Origin of the sequence: Facklamia languida CCUG 37842 (genome assembly GCF_000245795.1) — a bacterium.
GTDB lineage: Bacteria > Bacillota > Bacilli > Lactobacillales > Aerococcaceae > Facklamia > Facklamia languida.
On sequence record NZ_JH601133.1, the window covers coordinates 425,009 to 451,442 of the forward strand.

Sequence of the window (26,434 nt, forward strand, 5' to 3'; positions counted from 1 at the left end):
TCTCTAAATTATAGTGGATCCCTGACAACTTGTAAATTTTATCCTAAATTCAAAAAATTAATAGTATTCATCCATACTCTTTGCTTGAGTTTGTGCCTGGATGTTTCTCGGGCTACATTCAGCATAAAAAACCAGTCGTTTACTAGCACCTATTGGCAACTAAACGACTGGTTCAAGGGGTTAGGTGATCTAATCGCTAATGGATACACCCGTTAGATTAAGTGATACTCTTTTAGCATTCTTTCAATTTCAGTTCCTCTTATTTTATTTTCAATGACCGCTCCAAATCCAAATGGAAGATCAAGTTTAAGTTTTTCACCATCTTGAAGTGCGCTGGCAGCAGCTAACATGTAGCGAACATCATAACTTGAGGCAAAAACCTCTGGAACTTTTTTCTCTACGCCGGTCAAAACATAGACCGCTTCCATGGCACAGCGTCCAGAATATTCAGTCGTAAAGACTGTATCACGCCCAGGGTTATCGAGCGTTTCAACAAATTGACCCAGAAAGGCAAAGTTTACTGCATTTTTAGGAACAACATAGGGGCGATCCCCAAAGCTTCTTGGCATAAATTGAGAAGTGATATAAGGCATATAAACAGGAATCGTAGAAGTCTCTTGAGCTAAACGGTCAAATTCATGCTCAGGGACTCCAATGTGGTATAACCATTCCTTAGCAATTTCTTCACCTGTACATTTTTTCATTGGTTTTTTTATGAAGTTCCCATCAACATCTGTAAAAAAGCCATAGACCCATACTGCTATTTGGTCCTCTGGTTGACCCATATATTGACCTTGCCGGTTAATGGTCCAGCTCATGAGCCAGTTCGAATCAACAGCTGTCACAATGCCACCCGTCACAACTTTTCCTGTATAAGGGCTGCGTTGGGTAATTTTTTCAATGTAGGATGCTATTTCCTGACTCTTGACCGTGATAGTAGCAGATTCCCAATTGGTCTTGTCAATAGTTGAAGTAAAGACCTCTGGCTTACCAAAATCAGGTGATTTTTTTGCTATGTTTTTCCACAATTTGAAGCTTTCGGAAGAGTCGATTGCAAGATCAGGAGCGGTAAAATTATCACCGTAAGAAGAGGCTTCAACTAGGGAACCGGTTGTCACAAAAACTAAATCATTTTCTGACAAGCTAATCGATTTATCGGCACCTGTTTGTGTATCGGTAGCCACAATCTTAGTAGCAAGCTTTTTATTATCACTTATTTCAAATTCGAGGTCTTCAACCTGGCAATTATATTCGGTTTGGACCCCTTGCTTTCTTAACCAATCAATCATTGGTGTGACAATCGATTCATACTGATCATACCGGGTAAATTGTAAGGCAGATAAGTCAGGTAATCCTCCCACATGATGAATAAAACGATTAACATATAGTTTAAATTCTAAGGCTGAGTGCCAATCCTCAAAAGCAAACATGGTCTTATAGAAGATCCAAAAATCACTCGCTAGGAATTCTTTTGAAAAAATTTCTTCAACGGCAACATTCTGTAAATCCATATCAGGTGTTAAGACTAGGTGAATAATTTCTTTAATGACATCTTGAGACAGATTAAATTTCCCATTATCATAGCGCTCACCCTTCTTATGTGTAATTCGGCAATTACTAAAGTTTGGGTCATCAAGATTTGTATAATAGAAGTAATCTAAGATAGACATCTCAGGGTCTTCTCTTGAAGGAATCACACTAAATAAATCCCATAAAACTTCAAAATGATGGCCCATTTCACGACCGCCGCGGGCTACATAATTGATTTCAGAGAGAAGGCGTCCGTCAAGTGCTCCCCCAGCGATGTCTTCTTTTTCTAAAAAGGTAATCTTAGAGGGATGCATATGTGCATCTTTAATCAGGAAACCAGCTGTCGCGAGGCCTGCAATTCCAGTCCCGACAATGTAGGCCTGCTTGTCATCAATACCTTTAGGCTTGCGTGAATGAACTAAACGATCATAGTCCCCATTACCGAGCTTAAGTCGCTCATCAAACGTTTTAATTTCCATAACATTTCCTCCTTTATGATTTGTCTTGATTGTAACGACTCTCTTGATTTTCAACCATATATAATACGTGGCAATTATCCTAAACTCTGCTAACTTTATTCCACTGTAATAGTTTTGGGCAATTTAAAAAGAGTGCCCAAAAACCTTTCTACAGGTTTCTTAGCACTCGTAAAAATAGTGATCATCATACCTTAATCTAATCTTTGACTGATCCGCAAGGAACGTTCAATATTCCCATCAAATAGAGTTCCAATTCGATTAATCACTTGTTCGGGTGACTCGACCATCCCTTCTTGAATCCATTTATCTAGAAGACCCACTAAAGCAGCTCGATAAAAGTCCGTAATCAGGCGTTTATCCTCTTCTTTAGCGTCAATCTGCTTAACTAGACACTCATTTTCAACATATTTACTCATCACTGATTCACAAATCGTATAGAGGTAGTTATCCGTATCCTGCTTGTCAATTGAGCGGAACAAATTTTGTGCCGCTTTCTTGTTGCTCATCAGGAAGGAGGCAGCGTGCATCAAGCTCTCTTCCCAGGAAGCAGTAGCATTAAAGGCTCTATCGACTCTATCAAGCTCTTCTTTTAGAATCTCTTTCACTAACATATAAATATCCTCGTAATGATAATAGAAAGTATTTCGGCTGATTTCACACCGCTGCGTCAGCATCGCGATGGTAATCTTATTGAAGGCTTGCTCTTCTAAGAGCTTCAAGAATTCTTCCTGAATTAATTCCTTAGTATATTGTTTAACCATGGAACCCCCTCGATTGATTTCCTTCATGATAGGTGGGTAAATCAATTTCACACTCTTTAACAACAACGATTTAAAATTGCCCAATCATTATCAAGCCCTTACTGCGGTGCAATCCATTCTGAAATGTCCACCAGCGGCGCTTCAACCCAAATCTTCTCCAGATTATAGTGCACTCTTTCTTCATGATGGAAGACATGGACAACGACATCATAGGCATCTAATAGAATCCATTTCCCCCCGTCTTTTCCTTCAATACCTTTGATAGCGATACCAGCCTCTTGACACTTTTCACGAATTTCTTCAATGATCGCCTGCAATTGGCGGTCATTCTTGGCGTGCATGATAACAAAATACTCTGCAAGCGGGGTTAAACGGCTGACATCTAATGCCAAAATATCCTGCCCCATACGGTCATCTGCGGCTTTAACAATTATGGATAATTTATCTTTTGCTGTCGTCATAATACCTCCTATAGGCTTTGTCCTAAATTAATTCTTTCGGTCCAGTGATTATAAATTAGAATTTGTAAGGGATAGATATACATCTGCTTCTTCATCAGGTGTTTAATGGATGTGCGCTGTTTGCGGTAACACGCTCGGTCTAGATCTTGATAAGCGAGTTTGCGCATCTTATCAATTCCCTTAAAATCGCGCGAGGGTTCAATGTAGTCTGCTAAATATAAAATCTTTGCAACATCTGACATTTGGTACCAGCCAGTCGTATGGAAGGCAATCGCATCAAGTAGATGACTGGAATGGACCTGCATTTGTGTGCGCGCAATTTCCGCAGCAGCTGGACCATGCCAAATGCCCTCATTAGCTGTTGATAAGTCATCTGCTGGATAGTAACATTCAGCCAACCGCAGCATTTCTGCTGGATCCATCTCTTTAGCATAATCGTGCAGCAAACAGACAATCGATACTTCCTCTAGATCAACCTTGTAAAGTTGAGCTAATTCAATGCCTGTCGCCTCAACCGCTAAGACATGGCTAAATCGCTTAGCTGATAGTCTTCGCTCAAGTTGATCAATTAAATCTTGACGCTTGAGGGCAATCAAGTCTTGCTTATAGTGAATGGCTTCTCGCATGCTTATCCCTCCGTCTGAGCTGAATATAAATGATGGTGATAGATATAAGACTCCACTTCAAGCGGGACTTGATAACGAATCGACTGATCCAAATAGACTCTCAACCGGATCTCAGTAGAGGATAGATCAACTAGAGGACTGTCTACCCAAATAATGGGATATTGATGCCGATAAGGAGAGGTACCTGGCCTTTGTATACCCACAAATTGGACCAAGTTAACTAAGTCTTGGATCCCTTTCCAGCTGGGTAAGTCGTTAGCAGAATCGCCTCCAATGATAAAATAAAAATCCGCTTCAGGATACTCTTTAACAAAATATCGCATCGTATCGACAGTATAATTCTTCCCACCACGATTCACTTCATAAGCTTGTAATTTGAAGCGTGAGTTATTACGAATCGCTAATTGCACCATTTGCAAGCGATGTTGAGCAGCAATGGTCATCTTTCCGGGTGCATGGGGAGGTTTTGCGGTCGGCATAAACCAGACCTCATCCAGATCTAATTGACTACCAACTTGTTCTGCCATCATCAAGTGCCCCAGATGAGGGGGATTAAAGGTCCCACCTAAGATTCCAATCCGTCGCCGTCCTGATTGATGGAGATCCTGTTGCATCCTAGTGAGGTCTAACTGTTCACATGCCTGCTCGAGTGACTGAAGCGTGAGCTGAGAAATACTAGGCCGCATATATCTTCCTTTCTAGCTCAGTTCCTGAATATCTAAGCTTAATTTTTGATTTTTGCTTTCTTGAGACGGACGGTAAAGAATGGCTGTGTTTCCAATTGTTTGAACGACGACAGCTTGCAAAACCTCACTGAGCTGTTGGGCTACTTCCTTGATTTCTTCGTCCGAATTCTGCAATACATTAAATTTTACCAGTTCGCGTTTATTTAAAGCCGCTTCAACCTGTTGAATAAAAACTTCTGTCAATCCTAACTTTCCAATTTGAAATATCGCCTTCTCCTTCTGGGCGTACTTTCTTAAATACTTCATTTGTTGCTTATTCAATTCGATCATAAAGACTCCTTATCTTAATCTTAAATCAATGCTTGACGAATACTAAAGTGGATGCCCTTAGGAATCCAAACTTTTAGCTGAACCTTTTGATTCACACAGATCCAGCCTAATCCAGAAATTGCTAAATCTTGGTTTGGCTCTAAGAATACAGTATGAGCAATCATTTCTGGGAACTCAACTAGCTGGTCAGTATAAGGGGGAGATAAGAGGTCTCCTTGATGCTTACTAAGGAAGTCACTAGCACCCGCTAGCTTGCTTCTATGAAGGTAGAGATCATTTGAGGCATAACAGGTGAAGGAAGTCTTATCACCAGCAAGAAAGTCAATTTGAGCAAGTCCTGCTAAGAAAAGCGTTTGTTCAGGGTTTAGTTGAAAGGTCTTCGGTTTAATCCGCTTGCTTGGCAGGATATTTTTGACCCCTCTTCGATCTAAATAATGAGCCAATTGGTGGGACTGAATGATTCCAGGGGTATCAATAATGGCGGTCTGGTCCGTCACAGGGATAACAATCTTGTCTAGGGTTGTCCCCGGATGATTAGAGGTCGTGATGACACCTTGTTCGCCACCAAAATGGCGAATTAACTGATTCATAAGGGTCGATTTGCCAACATTAGTAACCCCGACTAAGTAGACATTCTTGGTCTTAAGGGCGGTTTTGATTAAGTCAAAAAGAGGGTGGAGAGTCGATTCTTTGTGGGCTGATAGCAAAAGAATCTCACTGGCAATTAAACCATTCTCTCGTAAACACTCTTTCAACCAATGTTTAACCCGGTTCGCCTTAACAGATTTGGGAAGTAGGTCCATCTTATTTGCTACGACGACAAAGGGTTGTTTACCAATAATCCGTGAAAAACCACTGATGAGGCTTCCCTCAACGTCAAAAATGTCGACAACTTTTACCACTAGAGCCTCTTCATCAGCAAGGCTAGAAAGGTGGTCTCGAAAGACTTCTTCTGAGACTTCTACCGGATGTAATTCATTGTAATGGCGCAATCGGAAACAACGTTGACAGTAAAAACCGTCTTCTTCTATTCCTTTCTTAAAAGCGGATTCAGGTAAATAGCCAGCTCGATCGGGATCCTCCCATTGAATCATCGCTCCACAACCGATACATTGGTAATTCCATTCCTGGTCATTAGTCAAGTTGGTCCCCCCAATCTTCATGACGATCAATCCCGATAGATGCTAAAGCAATCTTTTCCAAGAAACGGTTCAGACCTGTATAAATGTTATCGTTATCTACCAGCGGCTTCACCAGGATAACCTTCAGACCCAAACGATTCGCTCCGATCACATCTGTCATCACTTGATCCCCAATCACTGCAATGTTTTCTTTTGGCAAGTCTAACTTCTTCATCGCCTGCTTAAAGTTTCTTGAAAGTGGCTTATAAGCCCTTCCCTGATAGGGAATATCGAGGGGCTTGGCTACGCGTGCTACCCGATTCGTATGATTATTTGAGAGAATATAAAGTTTGATCCCACTACTTGCCAAGTCCTGCGCCCAGGACCTTAATTGAGGTGTATGGTCATGCTCATTCCATGCGAGCAAGGTGTTATCTAAATCCACGATGACTCCTTTAATGCCATGGTTCAGCAGATCTTGTGGGCTCAAACGATAGATTGAATTGATATGCCAAGTCGGGGTTACGAACATCTTCATAGCTTGTTGGAGACTCCTTTATAAAATTCTGAAATTATTGGTTCTATTATAACATAACCCATCGGCCTGAGAGGGTTCACCGCCTCAATCGAAGGAAGCATTATGAAGGAAAGTTACAAAGGCTTATCCTGTCATAGTAAAAAGAGCAGCTGGTCGGCTACTCTTTTGAATGGTTGAATCATCATTAACCCAATAAATCAAATATCTCAATTGCAACTAAATCAACGTTGTCAAAACGAAAGATTGTGCCTGTACTTGATTCCGTCATCTCAAAAGCATCTTCACTCGGAATATAAGCAACTTGACACTTCTCCACGCCATCCAATTCAAATCGTCTTACCTCTGGCTCTTCAGTTGCTTTGGTCATTGTCTCTAAACGCTGGATAATCCCGGTTAATACCGAAGCTTTCATACTATTTCCCCACTCTCTCTTATGTAGCCAACTTATTATAATACGTATAGTAACAAACTATCTTCTAAATGCAAGAATTTAGTCTTCTGCCTCATCCTTCCACCAGAGCTTTATTAGTGCCTGCGTTCCAGCATCCGCATAACCTAAATCTGAGAGCTTTTGATATAAGTCATAAGCTAGTTGAGTACCTGGAAGTTCGAGTTCCGATTCTAAGGCAATACCTAAATCTTTAATATAATGTTTGACAAAAAAACCAGGCGAATAATCCTCATTCAAAATCCGAGGGCCGTAATTGGCCAGCGACCAATTATTGGCTGCACCGCCGGTTAAAGTCTGAATAACCTTATCCAGGTCGAGACCATTGGCACGTGCATAACGCAAGGTCTCCACCATCCCGGTCATTGTACCGGCGATCATGATTTGGTTGCTGGCCTTAGCATGCTGGCCAGATCCCGGTCCGCCATGCAGGACAATTGAATGACTAAAGCATTTTAAGATTGATTCAACAGCCTCTAACCCCTCTTGATCCCCACCAACCATTGCGGTAAGGCTTCCTCGCTTAGCTCCAAGGTCCCCTCCCGATACAGGTGCATCTAAGACCTTGACTCCTTTTTCTTGGCCTTGCTCAGATAATTTAATAGCTAATTTAGGACTTGAGGTTGTTAGGTCCACAAATATTTGCCCTTCTCGGCTACCAGCGAACAAACCATCTTCCCCTAAGTAAACTGCTTCCACATCACTAGGATAACCAACTATGGTGAGCACCACATCTGTTTCTGACGCAACTTGGCGTGGGCTCTCGCACCATTTTGCCCCTTGTTCGACTAGAGCTTGCGCTTTTGACTGGGTCCGATTATAAACAAATAAGGGGTAACCGGCATCCAAAAGATGTTGGGCCATGGCTTGACCCATCACACCTAGCCCGATAAATCCGACTCTTTTTTTATTTTGCATTTGCTTTTCCTCCGATGACAATTTCTCGTATCACATTTTTCACTTTGCCAAATACCGCATCAAAAATCCCTCGATCGTGATGGCGATGCTTTTGAATGAGGGACTGGTAGTAGTCCATAACACTCTCAGCAAACTTACCCGATGATAGATCATATAAACATTCAGGATTGATCTCATGAACTTTTCCTTGGTTGATTAGGTCTAGAAAGTCCTGACTGGCCTCAACCATCGAATACTGGTCATCGAATAAAACGCCAAATTCTGGTTGCGTGATGATCGTTTCTAAATAGTCATTGCGTTTAGCAATAATCGGGCATCGGTTCACAATCGCTTCTAAATAGGTCAACCCTTGTGATTCCGAATCACTTGCATTTAAATATAGATCCGCCATCTGATAATAGGTCCCGACCTGGTCATGGTCGACAAAGCCAACAAAATCAATACCTAATTGGTACTTACGGTTATAATTCTCCAAGGTCTCTCTTTCTGGTCCATCCCCTGCCACAACTAAGCGCAAATGGTCGTGACTTTCCTGGAGCTTCCGGTAAGTTTCTAGCACTTGGATGATATTCTTTTCTTTTGATAGACGGGACAGAGATAAAAGCACCTTCTCGTCTTTACTAATACCTAACTGACCCCTTAAATTGTCAGCTGCTTGTGGATCATAGGGGGGAATCACTACTCCCGTTGCAATAATTCGAATGGGAACATTGATTCCGTATGAAAGCAAGGTGTCCTTAGTTAATTGACTCGGAGCAATCACCCCATCTGAAAGGTTACAATATTGACGGGATAATAAGCGAACATGACTAGCTTGTACTAACAGACCATCCAAGATGTAATGGGTATAGTTCTCATACATCGTATGGTAAGTGTGGACATTAGGAATATTTAATCGGCTTGCAACATACTTGCCAGCCAGCCCCATTGAAAATTCTGTATGGGTGTGAATGATATCGATGTCCATTGATCGCGCAATCTTCAAACAGCGGTCAAATCCCCGATATGCAATACGACGATCTGAAAAGCTCAAAAATGGGATACTGGCTACTCGCACAACATCTGGTTCTGGTTGTGCTTTAGGGTCTGTTGTAGTGAATATAATCACTTCATGTCCCTGTTGTCGTAATTCTTCTGTCAGAACCTTAATTGATGTCGATACCCCACTTAATTGAGGAAAGTAGGTATCGGTAAACATCCCTATCTTCATAGTACTTCCTTTCTATTTATAGATACTTGAATACTCCCCTCAATTATAGACAATTTGATCGAAAATAAAAAGGACATTTCACGGCTTCCTAAGGGGGATAATCCCACAACCTACCATAGGAAAATTGATAAAAGTATGGTATAATCCGTTTGATCGAACGAATCGATCTTTATTTAAATCGGAATGTCGTCAGGTCACTCGTCAGAGTAAAAGTAAGGCGTAAAGTGTTATGGGATGGAATGTTGCCCATAAACGAAAACACATTTTTGAGTTGCGGTCTTACTTTGCATTCGCTACATAGAATATTAAATATGTAGCTCTCTGTGTACTTTACAAAAGGAGAGTTTTTTATTATGGAAAAAGAAGTTCGTTACACCCATCAAGGTCGACTCTCGACCCTTCAAATCACCTTGCTCGGTATTATCCTTGGATTAAGGATTGCCCTTAGTTTTGTGCCAGGTTTAAACTTTGGAAATTTGGTACAAATTGGCTTTGGCTTTATCGGCGCCGCCCTATCCGGCGCACTTTTTGGTCCTTGGTACTCACTCATTGTCGCCATTGCGAATGACCTCATCACAGCCATGCTGCATGGTGATAATTTCTTTCTCGGCTTCACCCTATCCGCCGCGTTAGGTGGAATTATTTACGGGTACTTCCTATGGCGCAAACCCCTTGATTGGAAGCAAATTATCCCAGCTGTTCTACTCATCACACTCGTGATCAACATCGGACTCAACTCCATTTGGATCAAGGTGATGTATGGCAAAGCATGGGCAGCCTTCATGCCAATGCGAATTGTCAAAAATTTGATTTCTTTACCCCTCAACTCCATCATCCTATATTTAATCTTTAACATTCCGGTTGTAAAGAAATTTATTGAACGCTATCGCTTCTAACAGAATTTCCGATTTAAATAAAACACCTCTAAGCTATTAACCAAAAAAGGAAGTAGGCAATCGTCATTGCTTACTTCCTTTTTATTTGATGCGATCATCTAATGAGTGAGTTACTCTTCAGCTAAGATGCTTCAAAATCCCTCACTAACTTAACCACTTCCTCAGCAGTTGCACATTCTGTAATCGCCTTTTGAGCCAATTCCTGAGCCTGGGCGGTCGTCCATTCACTCACTAACTTCCGGGTCGGTAGGATACTGGATGCAGACATTGAGAACTCATCCAAGCCTAATCCTAATAGCAAGGGAATGGCAATCGGATCTGCTGCCATCTCACCACACATCCCCGTCCATTTACCCGCTTGATGGGAAGCTTGTATCACATGATGAACTAGTCTCAAAATAGCTGGGTGATATGGCTGATAAAGATAGGCGACCTGTTCATTCATGCGATCGGCAGCCATGGTATATTGAATTAGATCATTCGTGCCAATTGAGAAAAAATCAACCTCTTGCGCAAATTGATCTGCAAGCACAGCTGCTGCTGGGATTTCAATCATAATGCCCAATTCAATAGTCTGTGATACTTCAATTCCTTCAGCCTGTAATTCTCTTTGAGCTTGTTGGAAAATTTCCTTAGCCTTTCTAAATTCTTCGACAGTCGCAATCATCGGAAACATGATCTTCAAATTCCCGTGAACGGAAGCCCGGAGTAAGGCTCTTAATTGCGTCTTAAACATCTCTTGACGGTCTAAAGAAATCCGAATTGCACGGTAACCCAAGAATGGGTTCATCTCTTTAGGTAAATCTAGATAAGGCAGGCTCTTGTCTCCACCGATATCCATGGTCCGAACAACAACCCCTTTGGGGTGCATCTCGCAAAGAGCTTGACGATAAGCTGCGTATTGTTCATCTTCACTCGGCAAATTCTTGGCATCCATATAGAGAAACTCGGTCCGATAGAGCCCTACACCATCTGCCCCATTGGCTTTAACTCCTGCCAAGTCCTTAGGAGTCCCAATATTGGCTGCAATCTCGATTTCTTTACCATCTTTTGTTGCTGATTTCACGTCAATCAAGGCTTGTAACTGCCGACGCTGGTCCTGATAAGAAATCTGTTCTTCTTGGTAAGTCTTCAATTCCTCTGCATCAGAATCGACGATGGCCTCTCCCTTAATTGCATCAACAATCAACTTCTGACCTTGTTGGACGTGATCTAAGATCCCAGTTGCGCCAACAATAGCAGGGATTTCTAGAGATCTTGCCATAATGGCAGAGTGCGAGGTGCGTCCCCCCACCTCTGTTACAAAAGCCTTAACATGCTTTTTGTTGAGCTGAGCGGTATCACTAGGCGTCAAGTCATGGGCTACAACGATGACTTCATGATCGATCGTAGATGGATTCGGCAATTCGACACCTAAGAGTGCCGCTAATAAGCGCTGACTGACATCCTTTAAATCGGCCGCTCGTTCTTGCATATAAGGGTTATCTTCCATGGCTTCAAACATTTGGATATAAGTAGCCGTCACTTGGTCTAGCGCCAACTCGGCATTGACCTGCTCTTCTTCGACCACTTGCTGAATTTGTGTCAAATACTCTGGATCCTCTAACACCAATAAATGTGCATCGAAAACTTGCGCCTCATCCTCACCTAACTGTTGTTGGGCATGGTGGCGAATTTTTTTTATTTCACCCTTTGCTTGATCAACAGCTGTATTCAAACGCGCAAGTTCCTCTTGGACATTATCTATTGTCACTTTCTCATATGTCAGTACAGGATCCACTAACAAATAGACGGGTGCAATTGCAATCCCCTCACTTGCTGCGATCCCAGTTATCTTTTGACTCATTATTCTGAGAGCCCTTCTTTTTTCATTGTCTCGCTAATTGCTTCGATTGCTTCAACTTCATCAGACCCTTCAGCCGAGATCGTTACATCTGAGCCTTGCCCCACACCAAGAGACATGACGCCCATGATGGACTTAAGGTTCACTGATTTCTCTTTGTATTCTAAGTTGATATCAGAAGAGAATTTGCTAGCTGTTTGAACGAGTAACGTTGCTGGCCGAGCATGAATCCCAGTTTCTGCTATAATATGAAAATCTTTTCTTTCCATCTGAATCGCTCCTTATCCTATCTTGATAGTCTCTAATTCCAAGTCGAACGCCGCTTATTCAATCTTAGCTATAAGCTTAACGTCGCCTATGGCTATTATACACAAAAGCGCATTCAATTGCTAAAAAAACATGTTTCGTCAATGATTTACATCAATTGTTTAAGGACGACGTCTGGATGCTTGTCCTTGAACCAATTCTCAGCAAATTGATTCTCAAATAGAAAGACCGGTTGACCAAATCGATCCTTAGCTAATAAATTGCGACTGGAAGACATCTTAGGATCTAATTGGTCTGGATCAATCCAACGCGCAATCTTGGACCCCATGGGAGTCATCTCAACTTCTGCATTATACTCGTGAAGTAATCGATATTGAAATACTTCAAACTGCAATTGACCAACAGCCCCTAAAATATACTCCTCTGTATGGTAGGTACGATAAAGTTGAATGGCTCCCTCCTGGACTAATTGTTCAATTCCTTTATGGAAGGATTTCTGCTTTAAGACATTCTTAGGCGCAACCTTCATAAAGACTTCTGGCGTAAAAAGAGGTAAATCAGGGAACTCTACGACCTGATTGCCCGTATAAAGAGTATCTCCAATTTGGAAATTTCCCGTATCATAGAGACCAATAATATCACCCGCATAGGCATCCTGAACTTCCTCACGGGCATCTGCCATAAATTGTGTGGTATGTGCCATCCGGATCCCTTTTCCTGTCCGGGCGAGCGTCACATTTATTCCCTTCTCAAACCGGCCCGAAACAATTCGAACAAAGGCTATGCGGTCCCGGTGAGCAGGGTTCATATTTGCTTGAATTTTGAAGATAAAGCCAGTAAATCGATCATCTGTTGGATTGATCGCTTGTCCATCCTTGGTCAAAGTGGGTGAAGGAGCATGAGCTAATTCAATAAAGGCATCCAGAAAAGTTTGAACCCCAAATCCTGTTAAAGCAGATCCAAAGAAAACTGGTGTCAATTTTCCTTCCGCAATGGCTTGACGATCGAAGTCATTCCCCGCTTCATGTAATAAAAGCGCATCTTCAATCGCTTGTGAATATATTGAAGACGCCTTAAATGGGAGATCTCCTTTCACTTGTCCCTCTTCATCTAAGTCATAAAAGGAGGCTTCCTCTCCCTCTTGCCTGATCTCCACCCTTTGATTATAGAGATCATAAAGGCCTAATAGAGTCTTCCCCATGCCCATGGGCCAATTCATTGGATAAGCATCAATACCTAGAACTTCCTCTAACTCTGTTACCAAATCTAATGGCTCACGTCCATCACGGTCTAGCTTATTCATAAAAGTGAAAATCGGAATTCCCCTTTGACTGACCACTTCAAATAACTTCTTGGTCTGCGCTTCAATCCCCTTCCCACTATCCACAACCATCACAGCCGCATCCACTGCCATTAATGTGCGATAAGTATCTTCAGAGAAATCCTCGTGCCCAGGTGTATCCAAAATATTGACCTGGTAGCCATCATAGTCGACCTGCATTACGGACGATGTCACTGAAATTCCACGCTGCTTTTCAATTTCCATCCAATCGGATTTAGCAAACTTATTTGATTTTTTCCCTTTTGCCTTTACTGTACCTGCTTCACGAATCGCACCTGAATATAAAAGCAAATGCTCCGTAATAGTTGTTTTACCAGCATCGGGGTGAGAGATAATTGCAAACGTCCGACGTTTGTTTACTTCCTTTTCCATTTCGCTTACCATTCTAGACTCCTGTTCCTTAAATCATACTACTGATCAAAAATAAAAGAGTGAGACCCTTTTTGATTTCTCTATGAAATCACTGACGGTCTCACCCAAAGTCATCTAAGAGAATCCTTTTGCCTTCTTAAAATCAACCAATTTATCTTCTCTCGCTCGTCTTTGTTGCGCTTCATTTTGGATGACTTCATGAATGAGTCGCTGCAATTCGATCTTTTCCTCGTTGGATAATTGGTGACTTGAATTGAAATTACTTTGCGGAAGGTCTCTTAATTCCTCTTCTTCATAGATATCCAGTTGCTCCATCAACCGTTCTAATGGCTTAGCGGGGAAGCAAGCTTCAAAATCAGTCTCTTGAACAAAGGACTGTGTTTCCTCTAATAAAGTCAAAACCTGGCTCTGCATGGTCTGTAGTTTTTCTTTCAAAGCATTACCATTTTGAGCTAATTCACGACTATAGTGGATAAAACTCTCTTTAAACTGAACCACTTGTTCATTGGCCCTGTTTAGCCTCTTTTCCGCTTCTTCTTCCGATTGTTTAATAATTTCGTTACCTGTTTGTCTGGCGTCTAATAGTCCATCTTTTAGGGCAGACTCAATGGATTGATAATAAGACACTTTCTCTTCTAAAGACTCGATCTGCTGCATCAAAAGAGTCTGTTTCTGTTCAAGCTGTTTGATGACTTGATCTTTATGCTCCACTAACTGATTAACTTGTTTGCGATTATAGCCTAATAAGTTAACCGAAACTTCACTAATTCGTTCCAAATTGTCACCTCCATCACGTAAAAATTCTTTATGGCACTGTTGAGATCATCTTGGATCTCTTAATGCCAAAAAATTCTACATGTCGGATTCAAGATAACGGCAAATCAAATCATAAGTAGCCTTCACGGATGTGGCATGTGTTCGTTCATAGGCATGACTTGCATCAATTCCTGCTCCAAATAGACCGTGTCGTAAATCATAGCCTGCATGCATTGCTGCAGAGGCATCACTTTGATAGAAGGGATAAATATCCACCTTGTATGGAATATCATTAGCTTGACATAGACGGACCAAGTGATTACGAAGTCCTACATGATATGGACCAGACGCATCCTTAGCACAGATTGACACCGTATATTCATCGGATGTTTGGTCATCACCCAACGCGCCCATATCAACCGCAATATACTCTTCGACTCTGGAAGGAATATTTGAATTGCCACCATAACCAATCTCTTCATTGTTTGAAATATAGAAATGGGTAGTGTGGGCCAACTGGAGGTCGCCCGCTTTAACGGCATCAATGGCTTCAAGCAGTAAAGCCACACTCACCTTGTCATCTAAGTGACGTGATTTGAGATAACCTGATTCTGTAATCTCGGCTCTTGGCGCTAAGGAAATAAAATCTCCGACTTTGATTCCCAATTTTTCAACATCTTCTTGAGAAAATACAGGATGGTCAATTCGAACTTCCATATTTGCCTGATTACGTTCAGCCGTTCTTGCATCGCGGTAAACATGAATACTTGCTTGGTGCATGAGAATTGTTCCAGTATAGACCTCTCCCGTTAACGAAGAATGAATCTGACAATAAGTCCCTTCAATGGCGTTATACATATAGCCGCCAATCAAGTCAATTTTTAAGCGGCCGTCTGGCTTAATGGCACGAACCATTGCACCTAAGGTGTCAACATGAGCAGTTAGGTAACGGTGACGTTCTTGGTCCTTACCAGGAAGGGTCACCAACAAGCCACCCTTGGATGTATCTTTAAAGTCAATTCCTTTATCATTGAACCGCTTCTTCAAGTGATTCATGATCTCAACTGTATAGCCAGTTGGAGAGGGAATCTCCGTTAACTCCTTTATTGCTTCTAATCGTTGGCGTGTTTGAGCGTCTAATTGATAATTCATTTCTACCATTCTTATACTCTCCTTCTATTCTGACAAATGAGAAATGATCCCATCTCTCCAACATGTCATCGCTTGTCTTTACTATACAACAGACCTCTCATTATGCAAGGTTTTTTTACATTATTTCATTTGGGATTTGACTTAATCTTAACTATAATAAGATCATAAATAAGAGGAGGGATACACTTGATTTACCATTGGTTCTTAGGTGAAGACGATTCATCATTTCAAGATGCCATGATGATCCGAAAAAAAGTCTTTGTAGAGGAGCAAAATGTCCCTTTAGAATTAGAAGTGGACGGCCTGGATCCAAAAATGTGGCAAGTAGTTGGTTACAAAAGTGAGTTCCCTGTAGCAACAGCTCGAATGAGCCTACAAACCTCACAGCCAACCCCTACATATAAAGTGCAACGGGTAGCCGTTATAAAAAATTATCGTGGACAAAACATAGGCCATCAACTTATGAATCAAATCGAAGAAAAAATCAAAAAACTAGGCGGACAAAAGATCGTCTTGTCAGCCCAAGATCAAGCCCTGGATTTTTATTACAAACTAGGTTATCAGTTAAGCAATCCCCTAGGCTACCTCGATGCGGGCATCCCCCACCACGATCTAGCTAAGTACTTAATTTAAAAATAAGTACTGAAGCCTGTCTAATAATAAATCAAAATGAAAATACACCGAATGTTTGAGTACTGAGGCCATCCTCCAAGATGAGGCATGCTGCCTTTTTATGTTTTCACATTCGGTGTTTTATCTTGCTAATATTAAACCTGTTATCAAATCATCCATTTGATAAATAGCAGATTTAGTTCAGAAATTGACGATCGATCCCTTTGATCATTCGTCCTTAACTTAAATGGGATAAAAAGAGACTAGCAATCGTAAAATAAATGAAAACCGACGTTAAGTCACTTAAGGTAGAAATAAAAGGCCCACTCGCTACAGCTGGATCAAACCCAAATTTTACCATCACTTTTGGAATCAAAGAGCCTGCCAAGTTAGCAACAACAATCGCCGAGGCCATCGCCACCCCAATAATGATACCGAGAAAAAGATTGCCCTTCCATATACTTGCAACAATGGCAATCACGATCCCAACTACTAGGCCTGTTGCTACTCCTGTCAGGAGTTCAAACCAGAAGGAAGCAAAGAAGGCATCCTCTTCTGATTTATTCGTCAACTTACGGATAGCGACCGCTAAAGACTGGGTCCCCGCATTCCCCGCGGTCCCTGTAATCAATGTGACGAAGCTCGATAGCACAGGCGCTGTCGAGATGAGCCCCTCAAACTGGCTAATTAGAGAAGCTGTCCCCATACCAAGGAAGAGAAGGGTAACCAGCCAAGGCAAACGACTCTTGGAGGCTTGAATGGGTGTCGCGTGGTTCTCATTGACGTCGACAGCAGCCAAACCAGAATAGTCACTATCGGCCTCTTCTTGCATAACGTCTAGCACGTCATCGACGGTAATAATCCCTAGTAACTCATGATCAAAACCCACAACTGGTAAGGCAAGCAGGTCATAATCTTGTACCATCTTTGCTACCTCTACCTGGTCATCATTGACTTGAACGGTAATTAAGCGATTATTTAGGATATCACTAATTAAACTATCATCTTCATTAACAATTAAGTCCCGTAGAGAGATAACCCCCTTTAACCGATTATCTTCGTCCACCACGTAGACATAATAAATAGTTTCAGCTTGTTGGGCGGCTCCTTTTAAATGGTCGTAGGCTTGTTTGACCGTGAACTCTTCTTGAATCGTCACGAATTCCGTCGTCATAATGGCACCTGCGGTCTCATCAATATAATTGATTAATTGAGAGATCTCTCTTGCCGAAGTATTTGGCATGAGGTGCATATAGATATTGACCTTTTCCTTATTTTCGATGCTATTCAAGATGTCGACCGCATTATCAGCAAACATCTCGCCCAGCACAGCGGCTGCATACGAATTCTCCATCTCTAAGAAGTAGCCCTCACTCAATTGAATATTGTCTGATTCAAAGGCATCAAAAACATCGGCAATTTCACCAGGGGCTAGGTACTGATAGACTTTTTGTCTTTCTTCACTGTCAAACTCTGCAAAAATTTTAGCTTGATCATAATTATGTAAAGCTAAGAATTCAGTTCTAAATCTTGTCATTCGACCATTGCGTAGCATGGTTTCTAAGCTTGCGACACTCTCTTCAAATGATCGTTCAAATACTTCCATTCAAATCCTCCTCTGCACTTATCTAATTAAGGGATTGATTATTTATCCAGTCTCGCATATCTTGTGGGAGCGGCTGGTTAATCACAAGAGCTTGTCCCGTTAAGGGTTGTCGAAAACGTAACTCCCCACAGTGCAAGGCTTGTCGATGGATCCAATGACTATCTGGACCACCGTAAAGGTCATCACCAACCAGGGCCCCTCCTTTATGAGCTAAGTGAACGCGAATTTGGTGGGTCCGGCCAGTGTGAAGGCGTAATCTTAAATGAGCTCCCTGGTCAAAGGCCTGGATGCACCAATATTCTGTCTTAGACCATTTACCTTGTTCACAAACGCAACGTGTAATAATGGAATGCTCATCTCGGGCAATAGGGGCTTCGATGATACCGTGCTTGGCCCATCGATTACTCGCAGAAAGCGCCTGATAATACTTATAAACTTGTCCCTGGTGCATTTGCCGATCCATCAAAGCATGCGCTAAGCGATGCTTGGCAATAAGCATCAGTCCTGTTGTATCACGGTCTAATCGCGTCACAATATGGATCACTTGATCTGAATAATTCTGACGTTGATAATAGCCCTTCACCCGATTTGCCATAGAACTGTCTGGGACTTTTGCTGAAGGAATCGAAACGAGACCAGCGGGCTTATTGACAACCAACAGGTCGGGGTCCTCATAGACAATATCAAGCGCTTGGTGACTCGCAGGAACTGTCTCATGTCCCTCTTCATCAGGTGCAACAAGCCGTAAATGGTCTCCTTTACGAATCGAGAATCGCACATCCACCCTTAGATGGTTCAATAAGATTTCGCCTGAATACTTCACATCCTTGATAAAGGACTTAGGAAGCCTCTGCTTATTGAGAAAAGCCTTAATCGACATCTCTTCTTCTAAATCATAAATCCAATTTAATTCCACGTAATCCCGCCTCTTCGCTCGGCTTTCTATTAACACTTCCAATGAAGGACGCTTCCACACGATCCCAGTAGTGCATATGACGGAAGCTCGCGAAATGGATGCGTTGCTGGGACATCTGTAATCGAACCTGCTCGACTACTTGATCTTCAAAAAAACGATTATCGATTGAGAAGTTCATACCTTGCATGGAATCAGCCGGTTTTAATGTTAGCCACTCATCCTTGGGCAATATGATTGGAGAGGCAAGTGAACGATAGAGACGATTATTTACAGAGGCTAATTCTGTCATCTGGATCGCTTCCACTCGAGGGTGGAGAACTGCCCCTCCTACCGATTTGTTCATACCTGTAGAGCCTGTCGGTGTTGCGATACAAAGCCCGTCCCCACGAAAAACCTCAAAAAAATGGTCACTGATCGCGACATCACAAACCATGGTCTTGCGGTGGGAACGTAATATAAATTCATTTAAAGCTAAATAATGAAGGGATTGATTCCCTTTGAGCGTGACCTCAATACCTAGTAAGGGATAAGAGACCGCTTCTTCATCATTATCTAAGATACCTTGGATTAGGAGATCCATTTCATCTCCCAACCAATCTGTATAAAAACCCAAGTGCCCTGTATGAACCCCAATAAATTGACTATCAGCTAATTGATCTTGATAGGTATGAAAGGCGGTCAGAAGGGTTCCATCGCCTCCAACGGTTATAATATAATCACTCACCTGATCTAAAGGAAGGCAAGTTAAACCAGCATTTTCAGCTTTTTCTTTTAGCTTACTTGCAATTTGCTGCGATAAATCGAGATGATTCGCATGTATCTTAATCGTCTTCAAATCCTTGCCCCCTTTAATTGTTTTACTTTGAATCAAATAATTTACTCGCCTCACGAATTTCTTCACGAATAGCACTCATTTCTCCATCGAGAAGAAAGGCCGCTTCAGAGGCTCTTTGTAGACGGTAAAGAATTTCCTCTGGGTAGACACCATCATACTTATAATTCAAGGAATGCTCGATCGTTGCCCAGAAATTCATAGCGAGTGTCCGAATCTGGACCTCAACAATCACTTTCACATTGCCAGCCACTCGCTCAACTGGATACTCTAACACCATATGGTATGAACGATAGCCACTCGACTTATGATTTTTAATATAATCTCGGATTAAGATCACTTTAAAATCACTTCGATCCATCAAGAGGTCTGCGACTTCATAAATATCTTCCACAAATTGGCACATAATCCGAATGCCAGCAATATCTTGCACACCAATCAAAATATCCTCCGGAGCAATTCCGCGAACATCCATCTTCTCCAAGATACTTTCCTTGGATTTGACTCGGCCCGTTACAAATTCAATAGGTGCATGCTTGTTCAGATCATGGTACTCTTTACGGATGTTTTTTAACTTCACCTTTAATTCTTCAACGGCTTGGGCATAAGGCGCAAGAAACAAGTCCCAATCGGCTACAAAATCATCCTCAACGATCGCTCTCACCTCATTCCTCTTTATCTCTTCAGACAAGGCCTATTGTAGCATAAACTCATGATGAGTCGAAAGATTTATTGATCGATTTGAAATTATACACATTCTATTGCATACTATATATTTGGGGTTACCATCTAACCACCTTTGAGAAGCGTATTAGTAGGACGCCTAGGATATTTATGCTAGACTTAGGGTGCGTTAGGTTCGATGACCCAACTTCGGAAGAATGAACAAATCAAAAAGAAAGAGGGGTAAAATGAGTAACTATTTAATTGATTACCATGTGAATGGCCATCCAAATTATTTTGACTTCTACTTATTTGTCAATCCCTTGGGTCGCAAGTGTTATGCCTTCGAGCAAGAAATACTCAAAGTCAAGACGCTCATTTCGTCAAAAATTAATCTGAATATTTTGTGTATCCACAATGAAAGTGTCATTAACGACTTCATCCAACGCTTAGGCTATCAACCGGGCAATTTAGCCTTACGAAACGAGCTTTATACCAAACTCTATCAATCAGCTCTTGCGATTAAGGCCGCCAGCTTTCAAGGCAAGCGCAAAGGACGGAACTTCTTAATGGCCTTCCAAAAAGAAATTTGTGCAGAACTCTCACGTGTTTCGGAAGAGACCATTTATTCCATTGCAGAAGATTGTCAGCTGGACCTCGACCTTTTTGACGAGGATTTCCACTCAGATTTCGTCAAAGAGCTCTATTTTAAAGATTTAAGAATTGCAAAAAGCATGGGGGTTAAACGAACACCGACTCTCGTTATCTTCGATTCGATGAATGAAAGAGCTGGCTTTATTATTGACAAAGCGTTTAGCCATGAAGCTGTTTTGGAACAATTAGACATGATGATGTACCACCAATGTCACTCGAATATGATCTCAACAACTCACGACAAACACCCATTGACCTTGCTCCGCAACTTATAAAGAGGGCCATCTCCCCCCCACCGGGTTCGAAAAATGCTTTTTGCCCTCCTTCCTTTCAATAATACAACCCCTACACAGAGTCCTTTCTATATTTGATCGCAGCCTAAATAGATCGGACTTCTGTGTTTTTGTGTATTTAAAAATAGGGTTGAAGCAAGCCAATCGCTTCCATCAACCCTATAAATTATAAAACCATAAATTATTGAACCTTTTTGCCGGGTTCTCAATTATGCTAAAGCCTTCTTCGCTTCATCCACTAATGCCTTGAAAGCTGCTTCATCATTAACAGCAAGTTCTGCTAACATCTTACGGTTAATCTCAATTCCAGCTTTCTTCAAACCGTTCATCAGAACAGAATAGCTCATTTCATTTTGACGAGCTGCTGCATTGATCCGTGTAATCCACAAACGACGGAAGTTACGTTTTGTTTGTCGACGGTCACGATAAGCATACATGTAAGACTTCATAACTTGTTGTTTTGCAGTCTTAAATAATTTTGATTTCGCGCCATAGTAGCCTTTAGCTAATTTTAGCGTACGTTTACGACGTTGACGAGTGACATATCCACCTTTAACACGTGCCATTGATTATTTCCTCCCTTAGATCTATAGATTGACGATTTGTTGCTTAATACGTTTCATATCGGATGCAGAAACAAGTCCTGGTTTAGCTAACTGGCGACGTTGTTTCTTAGTCTTGCCATGGAAACGGTGAGATGTAAAAGCGTGTGAACGTTTTAATTTTCCTGAAGCTGTTTTCTTTACACGTTTAGCTAATCCGCGATGTGTTTTTTGTTTTGGCATGATAATCCTCCTGAATAGTTGATATGGTTAAAAAATTACTTATTAGAATCAGGTTTAGGAGCCAACAGCATAAACATGCTGCGCCCTTCCATTGTCGGTTTTGATTCAACAATTGCCACTTCTTGGGTATCTTCGATAAAGTCTTCTAGCACGTCACGGCCAAGATCCTTATGGGTGATCGAACGGCCTCTAAAACGAATGCTTGCCTTTACTTTATCGCCCTTTTCTAAGAATTTAATGGCTTGTCTTAATTTTGTTTGGTAATCGTGATCATCAATCGAAGGGCTTAAGCGCACTTCTTTGACATTGATTACCTTGGCATTCTTGCGTTGTTCTTTTTCCTTCTTTTGTTGTTCGTAACGATACTTTCCATAATCCATGATTCTAGCAACGGGGGGCTTGGCTTGTGGTGAAACAAGGACCAGGTCTAGGTCAAAAGATTCAGCAATCGTCAAGGCATCTTGTAGTGACTTAACACCGATTTGCTCACCATTATCACCAATGACTCTCAGTTCTTTTGCACGAATTTCCCCATTAATCAAGGCTTCTTTTGCGATATGAGTCCACCTCCATAGTATTTTTGCCACAAGTATAAACAAAAAAGCCCATCGTTCGATGCGCACATTTCTCCATGATAAGACAAAGAGACACTCAGCCTCTCATACTTAATCATTTGCCCTGCACTCCAATGCCCGGCGAGAAACATTTTGCTTCTACTTGTTTTCCAACTGCTTAATCATATCATGGATAATTCTCATAATCAAGATGTTTTTCTTTAAAAAGAAAAATTCTCTTTCATTCGTTTTTCTTTTCGGTATAATGAGACGGTAAGAAATGACTACATTAGGAGCAAGAATATGTCCAAAGAAAACTACCTCTTGATTCTTATTATGATTATTTTTCTAAGTGGTTGTCAAGGGCCAAACCAAGGGAACAATCCGCACCATAAAGAGACCACTGCAACAAGTGAAGCTTCACTCCAAAAGGTTCCTGCCATCGAACAACCACTCATTATTGAAAGCTCACAAGAAGACCAGACCACTTCATTGCAAAGCGATCGACCTGACCCAGAAACTTCTGATGATGGGCTCTTAGGTACTGCCAAATCTCGTGATAACCATCAAAACATCGGAGGAATTCCAGAATTGATTATTCCGGATGGTCACACACAAGTTCCCAGTACTTCCAGCCAGGAACCTAGTACTTCACAGGAAGAAACAAGCCTGATCGAAAAGGTTGGTTCTGATGTTACTTCTGGTCACTTGTCTGGTAGCTCTTCAAATGAAAGCCAGGAAATTGACGCTGTTCAAGATGAAACACCTAATCTATCAGGGATTGATTATTCACAATACCAAAATATCTCAGAGGTTATCCGATCCTTAATTAAAGAATACGACTTACCTGAAAAGAATCTTGGTATCGTCTATGAAAACCGTATCACTAACGAGCGTTTCTATCTCAATGAGAATAAGGCGGCCTATGCTGCCTCAACGAACAAGGTCGGCCTTGCAACCCTGTACATTGACCAAATCTATAAGGGGACGATCGATTGGCAAACAAAGTTACCTGCATCCCCTAAGAGTTTTCAAGCTGGAGATGGGCTCATCTCCAATAGTCCTTTAAAGTCATCCTATGACTTGGAAGACTTAATGTTCAACTTAATCGTTTATTCAGACAATACTGCATGGCGTATTATGCTGGACTACTATAATGATCATTATGGAGATGTCAAAAAATCATTATTAAAAGCCTCAAAAATAGATCCACTTTCCAAACCCTTAATCGATAACTATAATTATGCGACTCCTAATCTATTGAATACCTTCCTTAACAAAATAGCCGACTCCTCTCGCTATGATAAACTCAAGGACTTTATGCTGGAGGCGCAGCCGCATCTACGCTTTAAGCTCTACCATGATGAGGGAATGGCCACGAAATATGGCCAATATAATAATGTTTACCATGATACCGGCATCTACTATGAGAATGGCCAGCCCGTCTACACACTGGTTCTCATGACGATTGATGTTGGAATGGTCGACACTTTCATGGGTGAGCTTAACTTAAGAATTAACGAATGGTATCATTACCAGGAAGGACGGTTGGCCAAAGTTGAACTTTCTTCTGAATAAGAGGTGTCAATCCGTCCCCCGCTATAATAAGGAGGTTATAATGTTTAGGAAGTCTATACTTTGTTTCCTCATTTTAGTTATTGGTTTAACAGGTTGCCAATCCGATAAGCACTCATCAGAAAAACAAAAGACCCCCTCTGACCTTCAAAGCGACCCAGTCATACAATCCACAACTCTCGAAACGACTCAAGAAGACCTTTTAGCCGATTTGATCGATGACGATCTTCCAATCGAACCGGTTGATTATTCGCAATTTGATAGTGTTGACTCACTCATAGAACAAATCATTCAAGACTTTGGCTATAATCAAACGAATCTTGGGATCGTCTATCACAACTTAGTAACCGAGGAAGATTATACATTGAATGAGAATATGCCGATCTTTGGAGCTTCTACCAATAAAGTAGGAACTTGTCTGATCATCGCCGATCTCATTAATCAAGGTAACTTGACCTGGGATACGTATGTGCCGGCATATAGCAGTCTTTATGAAGAAGGGGATGGTGACATTACCAATAGCCCCTTAAAGGATTGGTATACTGTGGAAGACCTGGTCTATAATATGCTTGTTTATTCTGATAATACCGCATGGAATATCTTAGCTGTCTACTATATCAATCATTATGGTAGTCACCAAGAGGGTCTCATCCGAATTTCAGGCATTCAAGACATTCCACAAGACCTCTATCAATCAAACTTCGCTTGCCCTTCAATGTTAGATGGTTACTTACAAAAAATTGTTCAAAATCCAACCGCCTACCATAAGCTATCGGACTACATGCTAATGTCCGAACCCGGATTACGTTTCAAACAGTATGTACCTGAGGGCATGGCCTCTAAATATGGTCAATACGATGATGCCTACCATGATATCGGTATTTACTATGAAGAGGGGGTCCCTCTATATACACTGGTTCTGATGAGTAAGAATTATAGTGTCTCTGATGAATTTATGGCGACCTTAAACTATCACCTAAAAATATGGACAAAATACCAACAAATAAAAGATGCGGACCACTCATTAGAGTGAGTCCGCTTCTTTTGTTTTGAAGTGTTGTAACTGGGTTGGGGTCACTGTCACAAGAGCCAAAAAGATATATCCCGTCTGGATCCAAAAAATCCCGACATCCATCAAACCATGAAAGAGGACTGTCAAGACAGTTGCTACCACCAGCCCCATCTCTGGGCGAATTTGTGGGTTGAAGATTCCCCTAAAGAGTCGCCGAAAATAACGAGAAAAAGCCATGACTAAGAGCATCATCCCTACTAAGCCATAATTAGCCAAACAGTCCACTAACAATTGATGGGCATGCATTTTTCCCTTGTCGGCAAATAAATAATAGAAGTTCACATAAGTCATTGGCCCCCTACCGACGATTGGACTTGTCAGAAAGAGATTCCATCCCACTTGCCAAATAGCAAATCGATCCTCAAAACCATGTGCCAAGGTCGTAAAGCGAGGCAGGAGGTCGGGCCGGATGAGCAGCGCGATAAAACCACCAACCAATAAGAACCCTAAACCCCATGCTAACTTGGGCTTTAAGAAGAAGAGCATGATAACAGCTCCCACAATCACAGTTGGAATGGACCAGCGTGATCCTGTCAAGATCAAACTCATTAAATTCATTAAGATCGTCAATACCATCACCCAACGGAAGCGTCGATTCTGATTTTGACTAAAGAGATAAATTGCCATAATAAGAACCATCGCAATATAAAGTCCATAATAGTTTGGATTAAAAAAGGTTGCCTCAGCCCGTGTTTGAGGATTATGATATTTAAAGATATAGAGTAAATCATAACCGTTCTTCAAAACATCTCGACTGTACTTGTAATAAGAGAGTAATGCCAAAGGAATTGACCCGAAGACAAACACCTTAAGATTAAACTGATACAATTCGAACGTCAGGTAACGTTGATAAAAATAAAAGAGCATGGCAAATAAGAACATCACGACTCCTACCCCGACCCCAATCCAGTTCTGATAAAAAAGGCCCACTAGGAGACTATAAAAAATAAAGATCCCTAACCAATGTGTTTTAAGAAATGCTTCTTTCAATTCTTTATAATGGGTAAAAAACAAGATGCCAGCCCCTAGTGCTGTCACGAGGCTGCTTATATAAAATGGGAAAAGAATTGAGAGACTGATCAATGCAAAAATAATGGGTTCAATTTGTTTTTGATTCAATAATTTTTTCAAGATGA

The 26,434-nt window shown here is 41.4% G+C and carries 29 protein-coding genes and 1 riboswitch; of the genes, 5 read left to right on the top strand and 24 right to left on the bottom strand.

Annotated elements, in window-relative coordinates:
- Nucleotides 1-212: 212 nt before the first annotated feature.
- The 11 genes from HMPREF9708_RS01970 to HMPREF9708_RS02020 all read right to left on the bottom strand — a co-directional run bounded on the left by HMPREF9708_RS01970 (nt 213) and on the right by HMPREF9708_RS02020 (nt 9,108).
- Nucleotides 213-2,009, bottom strand: coding sequence for an oleate hydratase (locus HMPREF9708_RS01970; protein WP_006308353.1), 1,797 nt, complete (start codon nt 2,007-2,009; stop codon nt 213-215).
- A 191-nt stretch (nt 2,010-2,200) separates the two neighbouring features.
- Nucleotides 2,201-2,770, bottom strand: a complete 570-nt coding sequence (locus HMPREF9708_RS01975; RefSeq protein WP_006308354.1) for a TetR/AcrR family transcriptional regulator — start codon at nt 2,768-2,770, stop codon at nt 2,201-2,203.
- A gap of 98 nt (nt 2,771-2,868) precedes the next feature.
- The gene (gene rsfS / locus HMPREF9708_RS01980) at nt 2,869-3,231 is read right to left on the bottom strand and encodes a ribosome silencing factor (protein ID WP_006308355.1); all 363 of its coding nucleotides are present in this window, start codon (nt 3,229-3,231) and stop codon (nt 2,869-2,871) included.
- Nucleotides 3,232-3,239: 8 nt separating this feature from the next.
- The gene (gene yqeK / locus HMPREF9708_RS01985; RefSeq protein WP_006308356.1) at nt 3,240-3,857 is read right to left on the bottom strand and encodes a bis(5'-nucleosyl)-tetraphosphatase (symmetrical) YqeK; all 618 of its coding nucleotides are present in this window, start codon (nt 3,855-3,857) and stop codon (nt 3,240-3,242) included.
- Between the two features lie 2 nt (nt 3,858-3,859).
- Entirely contained in the window at nt 3,860-4,543 is a 684-nt protein-coding gene (locus tag HMPREF9708_RS01990; RefSeq protein WP_006308357.1) for a nicotinate-nucleotide adenylyltransferase, read from the bottom strand.
- Nucleotides 4,544-4,555: 12 nt separating this feature from the next.
- Complete coding sequence (locus HMPREF9708_RS01995; protein ID WP_006308358.1) at nt 4,556-4,873, bottom strand: YhbY family RNA-binding protein; 318 nt, start codon at nt 4,871-4,873, stop codon at nt 4,556-4,558.
- 20 nt (nt 4,874-4,893) lie between these two features.
- Nucleotides 4,894-6,036 carry a ribosome biogenesis GTPase YqeH gene (gene yqeH, locus HMPREF9708_RS02000; RefSeq protein ID WP_006308359.1) on the bottom strand — a complete coding sequence of 381 codons (1,143 nt, stop codon included), beginning with the start codon at nt 6,034-6,036 and terminating at the stop codon, nt 4,894-4,896.
- Nucleotides 6,008-6,532: a YqeG family HAD IIIA-type phosphatase gene (locus HMPREF9708_RS02005; RefSeq protein ID WP_006308360.1), complete on the bottom strand. Its 525-nt coding sequence runs from the start codon at nt 6,530-6,532 to the stop codon at nt 6,008-6,010. Before HMPREF9708_RS02005 ends, yqeH begins: the two co-directional genes overlap by 29 nt.
- A 184-nt stretch (nt 6,533-6,716) precedes the next feature.
- Entirely contained in the window at nt 6,717-6,944 is a 228-nt protein-coding gene (locus HMPREF9708_RS02010) for a YkuJ family protein (RefSeq protein ID WP_006308361.1), read from the bottom strand.
- 78 nt (nt 6,945-7,022) lie between these two features.
- Nucleotides 7,023-7,898: an NAD(P)-dependent oxidoreductase gene (locus HMPREF9708_RS02015; RefSeq protein WP_006308362.1), complete on the bottom strand. Its 876-nt coding sequence runs from the start codon at nt 7,896-7,898 to the stop codon at nt 7,023-7,025.
- On the bottom strand, nt 7,888-9,108 hold the full coding sequence (locus tag HMPREF9708_RS02020) for a glycosyltransferase (RefSeq protein ID WP_006308363.1): 1,221 nt from the start codon (nt 9,106-9,108) through the stop codon (nt 7,888-7,890). Before HMPREF9708_RS02020 ends, HMPREF9708_RS02015 begins: the two co-directional genes overlap by 11 nt.
- Before the next feature lie 200 nt (nt 9,109-9,308).
- Nucleotides 9,309-9,405: riboswitch (THF riboswitch) on the top strand.
- A 56-nt stretch (nt 9,406-9,461) separates the two neighbouring features.
- On the opposite strand from HMPREF9708_RS02020, the gene HMPREF9708_RS02025 reads away from it, so the two are divergent.
- A complete protein-coding gene (locus HMPREF9708_RS02025; protein ID WP_006308364.1) occupies nt 9,462-10,004 on the top strand; it encodes a folate family ECF transporter S component in 543 nt (180 codons plus the stop codon).
- Nucleotides 10,005-10,125: 121 nt separating this feature from the next.
- Here the strand turns inward: HMPREF9708_RS02025 and ptsP are convergent, their stop codons facing one another.
- The 5 genes from ptsP to HMPREF9708_RS02050 form a co-directional block, all read right to left on the bottom strand.
- Nucleotides 10,126-11,850, bottom strand: a complete 1,725-nt coding sequence (gene ptsP / locus HMPREF9708_RS02030) for a phosphoenolpyruvate--protein phosphotransferase (RefSeq protein ID WP_006308372.1) — start codon at nt 11,848-11,850, stop codon at nt 10,126-10,128.
- Nucleotides 11,850-12,116: a phosphocarrier protein HPr gene (locus HMPREF9708_RS02035; RefSeq protein ID WP_006308373.1), complete on the bottom strand. Its 267-nt coding sequence runs from the start codon at nt 12,114-12,116 to the stop codon at nt 11,850-11,852. Before HMPREF9708_RS02035 ends, ptsP begins: the two co-directional genes overlap by 1 nt.
- 146 nt (nt 12,117-12,262) lie before the next feature.
- Nucleotides 12,263-13,840 carry a peptide chain release factor 3 gene (locus HMPREF9708_RS02040; RefSeq protein WP_006308374.1) on the bottom strand — a complete coding sequence of 526 codons (1,578 nt, stop codon included), beginning with the start codon at nt 13,838-13,840 and terminating at the stop codon, nt 12,263-12,265.
- Between the two features lie 102 nt (nt 13,841-13,942).
- Entirely contained in the window at nt 13,943-14,605 is a 663-nt protein-coding gene (locus HMPREF9708_RS02045) for a DivIVA domain-containing protein (RefSeq protein WP_006308375.1), read from the bottom strand.
- Between the two features lie 75 nt (nt 14,606-14,680).
- Entirely contained in the window at nt 14,681-15,745 is a 1,065-nt protein-coding gene (locus HMPREF9708_RS02050) for a M42 family metallopeptidase (RefSeq protein WP_006308376.1), read from the bottom strand.
- Nucleotides 15,746-15,922: 177 nt separating this feature from the next.
- On the opposite strand from HMPREF9708_RS02050, the gene HMPREF9708_RS02055 reads away from it, so the two are divergent.
- Nucleotides 15,923-16,369, top strand: coding sequence for a GNAT family N-acetyltransferase (locus tag HMPREF9708_RS02055; protein ID WP_006308377.1), 447 nt, complete (start codon nt 15,923-15,925; stop codon nt 16,367-16,369).
- Between the two features lie 217 nt (nt 16,370-16,586).
- Here HMPREF9708_RS02055 and mgtE read toward each other — a convergent pair whose 3' ends face one another.
- From mgtE to HMPREF9708_RS02075, 4 genes are read right to left on the bottom strand one after another with little or no spacing between them, the layout of a single operon-like run.
- Nucleotides 16,587-17,954 (bottom strand): magnesium transporter, encoded by a 1,368-nt coding sequence (gene mgtE, locus HMPREF9708_RS02060; RefSeq protein WP_006308378.1) that lies wholly within the window; start codon nt 17,952-17,954, stop codon nt 16,587-16,589.
- A gap of 22 nt (nt 17,955-17,976) precedes the next feature.
- Nucleotides 17,977-18,870 carry an RluA family pseudouridine synthase gene (locus tag HMPREF9708_RS02065; RefSeq protein ID WP_006308379.1) on the bottom strand — a complete coding sequence of 298 codons (894 nt, stop codon included), beginning with the start codon at nt 18,868-18,870 and terminating at the stop codon, nt 17,977-17,979.
- Nucleotides 18,848-19,705, bottom strand: coding sequence for an NAD kinase (locus HMPREF9708_RS02070; protein ID WP_006308380.1), 858 nt, complete (start codon nt 19,703-19,705; stop codon nt 18,848-18,850). The genes HMPREF9708_RS02065 and HMPREF9708_RS02070 overlap by 23 nt, the downstream gene beginning before the upstream one ends.
- A 22-nt stretch (nt 19,706-19,727) precedes the next feature.
- Nucleotides 19,728-20,366, bottom strand: coding sequence for a GTP pyrophosphokinase (locus HMPREF9708_RS02075; protein ID WP_006308381.1), 639 nt, complete (start codon nt 20,364-20,366; stop codon nt 19,728-19,730).
- Nucleotides 20,367-20,613: 247 nt separating this feature from the next.
- Between HMPREF9708_RS02075 and HMPREF9708_RS02080 the strand changes: the two genes are divergently transcribed.
- Nucleotides 20,614-21,294: a DsbA family protein gene (locus HMPREF9708_RS02080; RefSeq protein WP_006308389.1), complete on the top strand. Its 681-nt coding sequence runs from the start codon at nt 20,614-20,616 to the stop codon at nt 21,292-21,294.
- Between the two features lie 227 nt (nt 21,295-21,521).
- On the opposite strand, the gene rplT is transcribed toward HMPREF9708_RS02080, so the two are convergent.
- Genes rplT through infC form a run of 3 tightly spaced genes read right to left on the bottom strand, consistent with a single transcriptional unit; the run spans nt 21,522 to nt 22,654 of the window.
- On the bottom strand, nt 21,522-21,878 hold the full coding sequence (rplT, locus tag HMPREF9708_RS02085; RefSeq protein WP_006308390.1) for a 50S ribosomal protein L20: 357 nt from the start codon (nt 21,876-21,878) through the stop codon (nt 21,522-21,524).
- 21 nt (nt 21,879-21,899) lie between these two features.
- Nucleotides 21,900-22,097 carry a 50S ribosomal protein L35 gene (rpmI, locus tag HMPREF9708_RS02090; protein WP_006308391.1) on the bottom strand — a complete coding sequence of 66 codons (198 nt, stop codon included), beginning with the start codon at nt 22,095-22,097 and terminating at the stop codon, nt 21,900-21,902.
- 35 nt (nt 22,098-22,132) lie between these two features.
- Nucleotides 22,133-22,654 carry a translation initiation factor IF-3 gene (gene infC / locus HMPREF9708_RS02095; protein ID WP_198004248.1) on the bottom strand — a complete coding sequence of 174 codons (522 nt, stop codon included), beginning with the start codon at nt 22,652-22,654 and terminating at the stop codon, nt 22,133-22,135.
- A gap of 300 nt (nt 22,655-22,954) precedes the next feature.
- Here infC and HMPREF9708_RS07840 point away from each other — a divergent pair, with 300 nt between their 5' ends.
- On the top strand, nt 22,955-24,229 hold the full coding sequence (locus tag HMPREF9708_RS07840) for a serine hydrolase (RefSeq protein ID WP_006308393.1): 1,275 nt from the start codon (nt 22,955-22,957) through the stop codon (nt 24,227-24,229).
- Nucleotides 24,230-24,269: 40 nt separating this feature from the next.
- Nucleotides 24,270-25,259, top strand: a complete 990-nt coding sequence (locus HMPREF9708_RS02105; protein ID WP_006308402.1) for a serine hydrolase — start codon at nt 24,270-24,272, stop codon at nt 25,257-25,259.
- Here the strand turns inward: HMPREF9708_RS02105 and HMPREF9708_RS02110 are convergent.
- Entirely contained in the window at nt 25,251-26,417 is a 1,167-nt protein-coding gene (locus HMPREF9708_RS02110) for an O-antigen ligase family protein (RefSeq protein WP_198004222.1), read from the bottom strand. The genes HMPREF9708_RS02105 and HMPREF9708_RS02110 overlap by 9 nt on opposite strands.
- Between the last annotated feature and the right edge of the window lie 17 nt (nt 26,418-26,434).